Source organism: Burkholderia sp. SIMBA_051 (genome assembly GCF_046534915.1).
Lineage (GTDB): Bacteria > Pseudomonadota > Gammaproteobacteria > Burkholderiales > Burkholderiaceae > Burkholderia > Burkholderia ambifaria.
The window spans coordinates 1-245 of record NZ_JAWRXS010000721.1; the positions used below are offsets into that span (position 1 = coordinate 1).

General features: G+C 66.9%; 1 pseudogene. It reads right to left on the reverse strand.

The window, feature by feature from the left end:
- Positions 1-5: 5 nt before the first annotated feature.
- Positions 6-245: pseudogene (locus tag SB771_RS36350) on the reverse strand (lipid-A-disaccharide synthase); the annotation flags it as partial.

Sequence of the window (245 nt, forward strand, 5' to 3'; positions counted from 1 at the left end):
TCCGGTCATGCCTTGCTCCTGCGGCCTTCGGTGATGCGCGCGACCACTTCCGCCGCGCGCTCCGCGGTGATCTGGCGCAGCGCGATGTGCATCTGCGTGAACACTTCGGTCAGGGTGCGCCGGTTCGCCTCGTCGTGCAACTGCGTGAGCGTGGCCTCGGCCAGCGCCTCGGGCGTGGCGAAATGCTGAAGAATCTCGGGCACGACGAAGCGTCCCGCGAGAATGTTCGGCAGACCGACAAACGG